2 protein-coding genes and 1 pseudogene are annotated in these 4,648 nt (G+C 69.3%); all 3 read left to right on the forward strand.

Annotation, left to right across the window (positions count from 1 at the left end; all coding sequences use genetic code 11):
- A pseudogene (locus tag P2T65_RS21085) lies at positions 1–576 on the forward strand (hypothetical protein); the annotation flags it as partial.
- 9 nt (positions 577–585) lie between these two features.
- Complete coding sequence (locus P2T65_RS21090; RefSeq protein WP_276200689.1) at positions 586–3,837, forward strand: DUF4815 domain-containing protein; 3,252 nt, start codon at positions 586–588, stop codon at positions 3,835–3,837.
- Between the two features lie 7 nt (positions 3,838–3,844).
- Positions 3,845–4,648, forward strand: an 804-nt coding sequence (locus P2T65_RS21095; RefSeq protein WP_276200690.1) for a pyocin knob domain-containing protein, incomplete at its 3' end; no start/stop codon positions are given.

The following is a 4,648-nucleotide window of genomic DNA, read 5'->3' on the forward strand; positions in this document are numbered from 1 at the left end:
TCGGACGTCAAATGGTCGTTCGGCCGGCCCTACGACATCGACCACGCCATGACCCAGGCCGAGCTGCAGGCGCTCGGCGTCTGGATCGAGCCGACCGGCGAGGTCGAACTGGGCTGGGACGATATCCCATGGCCCGATGCGCCCTGGACCTCGGACGCCGAACACGCACGCTCCGTCGCCATGCTGGCGGCCGTACCGGCCGGAACCGCCTGGGCCGTATTCCGCGACGCGGACGGCGCCGTCATCGGCTATCGCCGCGCGCGCGCTCGCTGGCCCGTGCGGCCGGCACCCGGCGGCATCTATGCCATCGGCAGCAACCGATATGCAGTCGAGCTTTCCGGTGCCACGCGCCTCTATATCGAGGCCATGACCGATTTCGGCGACGGCTTTGGCTCGACGGCATTCAGCGTCGGCTTCGTTCTCTCGGCTGTCCCCGCGGCCGGCTTTGCGCCCGGCGCCCGGTGGCTGCCGGCAGGCGGCATCGTCCCGGCCGGGCCGGTGGTCGCCGAAACCCCTGTCTCCATCGAATTCGGCCGCACCGTGCGCGAGCGCGTGCGGGCCGTCCTGCGCTTCTGAGGAGCGACCATGTCCCACGAGCATCCTTCCGGTGTCCCCGGCGCCTACGACAGGTCGGCGGACCATCCCGATTGGGCGCGCGTGGTCATGCGCGAGGACCGCATCGCCCAGGCGGCGGAGATCAACGAGATCCAGTCGCTCGGCGAGCGCCGCGTGCGCCGCATCGGCAACCTCATCGCCAAGGACGGGGACCGCCAGGAGGGGGCCGATATCATCGTCGATACCGAGGCCGGCACCGTCTCGCTCACCGCCGGCCGCATCTATGTCGCCGGCGATGTGCGTCCCGTCGAGGCGGCGGTCCTCACCGACGTGCCGATGACCGGCGAGGTGCGCGTCGGCGTGCGCCTGATTGGCACGGTTGTCACCGAGGACGATGAGCCGTCGCTGGTCGGCCTGCATCCGGGCACCGAGGGCGAGGGCGAGCCCGGCGCCGCGCGCGTCGCCGAGCACCTCGTGTGGGCGCTTGCCGATGACGAGCAGCCCGGCGAATTCATCTCGGTCTACGTGCTGCGCGACGGCACCGTCATCGACCAGATGCCGCCGCCGGCGCTCACCGGCGTCATCCAGCAGATCGCCCGCTACGACTACGACGCCCTCGGGCACTACATCGTCGACGGCTGCGAGGTGACGCCGCTCGGCCGCATCGGCACGGATCAGGTCTATTCGATCGCGGCCGGCACGGCCAACATCAGCGGCTTCAAGCGGATCAGGGAGACGGCGCTGCGCTATGCCGTGCCCGAGGATCCCGACCTCGAGCCGATCGCGGCCGAGCCGCACACATTCACCGGCCCGACCGGCGGCTCTTCCATCGTCGCGGTGTCGCGTCCGCCGATCGCGGCCGTCACCTCGGCCATCGTCGTCAAGCGCGTGACGGAGACGCTCGTGCGCGGCCCGGTGGCCGGCGGCACGGATCCGCTGCAGTTCCCGGCGGTCGTGGAGATCGAGAGCGTCGTGCAGGGCGGAACGACCTTCGCGTCGTCCACCTATGCCCTTGCCGGTGATGGCGTCTCCTGGGCGCCCGGCGGTGCCGAGCCCGCGCCCGGCTCGTCCTATCAGGTCACCTACCTCTACAACGTCGCCGTCGTGCCGGACAACGTGACCGACCGCGAGGTGACCGTCTCGGGTGGCGTACAGGGCCGGCCGGTGCTCGTCTCCTACACCTCCAAGGTGCCGAGGATCGACCTCATCTGCATGGACGTCATGGGCCGCGCGGCCTACGTGCGCGGCATCAGCGCCCGCAACGGCGGCCTGCCTCCGATCGCACCGACCTCGCTGCTCAAGCTCGCCGAGGTGCACCACAACTGGTTCGGCGCGCCGACCGTCATCAACAACGGCACGCGCAACTATACCTTCGACCAGCAGCGGCGCCTGTTCGGCCGGCTGATCGACGTGCTGGAGACCTTCGACCGCTCCGAGGCCGAGCGCGACATCCTCGCCCGCGAGCCGGTGGCCAAGCGCGGCATCTTCACGGATGCGTTCGTCGACGACTTCTACCGCGATCAGGGCGCCGTGCAGACGGCCGCCATCAACCGCGGTGTGCTGCAGCTCGCCATCGACAATGTGCTGATGCAGCGGGCCGGCTCGGCGATCGAGACCCTGCCGTGGGCGGAGGAGGTGATCGTTAGCCAGCCGCTGCGCACCTCGTCGATGAAGATCAACCCGTACATGAACTTCACCGCCATGCCGGCCGCCCTCGTGCTAGAGCCGGCGGCGGATTTCTGGACGGAGGTGCAGACGCAGTGGACCTCGCCGGTGACGCGTGAGTTCACCGCCGCGCCCGACACGCCACCCGGCTCCACCACGATCAACGAGGTGGTGGAGATCCAGCGCACGCAAGCCGAGTTCCTGCGCCAGATCCCCATCCAGGCGACGATCGAGGGCTTCTCGCCCAACGAGAACCTGTCGAAGCTCACCTTCGACGGCGTCGACGTGAAGCCGCCCGGTACGCAGACGACCGGCCCGGACGGGCGGCTCATAGTCTCGTTCCAGATCCCGGCCAACATGCCGGCCGGTCGCCGCATGGTGCGCGCCGAGGGCGCCGCCGGCGGCTTCGCCCAAGCCATCTTCGTCGGCGAGGGCACGGTCGACATCAACACCATGCGCCGCGTCACGCTGGTGGCGCGGGCGGCGCCCGATCCGGTGCAGATCACCAACATCACCGTGGTCAACCAGATCACCAACGTGGTGATCCGCCAGCCCGAGGCACAGCAGCAGCAGGGGGCCGATCAGTCGAGCGGCGAAGGCGGCTCGTCGGATCCGCTGGCGCAGCCCTTCACATTGCCCGAGCCGCGGCACATCGCGGGGATCAACTTCCGCTTCACCGCGATCGGCAACCGGGCTAACGGCGTGCGCGTGCAGCTCTCCACGGTCCTCAACGGCTATCCGACCAATGAGGTGCTCGCCGAGGCCTTCGTCAACATGCAGACGGTCGAGGTGGGCGAGTTGGTGGAAGCGCGCTTCCGCACGCCCGTGTTCCTGCCGGCCGACCGCCAGTTCTGCTTTGTCGTCCTGACGGCGGATGCCGACCATGCCGTAGCGATCGCCCGGCTCGGCGACGTCGATCCGCTCACCCAGCAGCGCGTCTCGTCGCACCCGTACACCGTCGCGCCGTTGTTCTCATCGGTGAACCGCCTCGCCTGGACGGCGCACCAGGACACGGCGATGCACTTCGAGCTGGTCGCGGCAAAGTTCACCGCCACGAGCCGCACGATCGACCTGTGGACCGGCGAGTTCCAGCAGATCAGCGACGTCCTCGTACGCGGCACGGTCGACATCCCGAGCGACGCCGCCCGGTTCCGCTACGAGCTCGTCAGCGGCTCGACCGTGATTGCGCTGGCGCCTGGGCAGGGGGTCGCGTTCAGCGAGTTCGTGACGGGCGAGGTCACGCTCCGGGCCGTGCTGACCGGCACGGCCAAGGTGGCGCCGATCCTCTATCCGGGCACGACGCTCGTCGGCGGGCGCATCCGCCCCTCCGGCACCTACATCACCCGCGCATTCGACATGGGCAATGCGGTGCGCGTCGCGGCCCTGTTCGCGGCGCGGCTACCGGCCGGCTCGGCGGTCGCGGTCCACGTGGACGGCACCGACAACAACTGGCAACCGCTCTCGGCGGCCGGCGCCGGCGTCCTCGGCGGTGGCTGGACCGAGCCTCGCTATGAGCGGACCAACTTCACCGCCCAGCAAGGGCGCATCCGCATCACGCTGACAGGCAGCCCCGGCGCCCGCCCGTCCATCGCCCGCCTGCGCGCCTATTCGGTCTGAGGGTCACATGGCAGACGTCATCGACAACCGCACGCAGAGCCGCAACTACGCACTGCCGGACCAGAGCAACAAGCTCCGGGATGATGTGGTGCGGCTCATCGAGGCGCTGTCGCAGATCGACGGCGACGTCGGCGCGCTTATCGCGGCCGTGCTCGGCAAGGCTCCATTGGAGCACGAGCACCAGATCGAGCACATCGTCGGTCTCGTGACGGCGTTGCAGGGCAAGGCGGCCTCCGATCACTCGCACCAGCTCGGCGCCCTGCAAGGGGTTGACCTTCAACAGGCCGCCAACGGCATGTTCTTCAAGCTGGTCGGTGGCGTGTGGGTGCCGGCCCAAATCGCCGCCGGCGACATCCGCTCCGGCACCATCGAGGACGCGCGGTTCCCGTCCCACCTGCAGGCGGCGAATGTCCAGGCCATCATCGCCGGGCTGGCGGGCAAGCTCGACGTCGCCGGCGGCGCGATCGCCGGCAATCTGGCGGTCGGGGGAGAGTTCACCTACGGCAAGGCCAAGGCGATCTCGGGCACCGACCTCGATGCTCTGACGACGCCCGGCTTCTACGACGGCAGCAATCTCGCAAATGGGCCAACCGGCGCAGGCAGCAGCACCTGGTACTACGTACAGGTTCAGCGGCACAGCAATTCGGGCCTCTACGTCGAGCAGATCGCGACCGCCCTCAACCACAGCAACGGAGCGAGCTGGAAGCGCCTTTGCGTCAACGGCGCCTGGCAGCCGTGGCGGCAGATGTGGGACGCCCAGACCTTCGACCCTGCGTCCAAGCTCAATATGTCCGGCGGCAATCTGACCGGG

It is taken from the genome of Chelatococcus sp. XZ-Ab1, assembly GCF_029309855.1.
In the GTDB taxonomy this organism is placed as follows: Bacteria; Pseudomonadota; Alphaproteobacteria; order Rhizobiales; family Beijerinckiaceae; genus Chelatococcus_A; species Chelatococcus_A sambhunathii.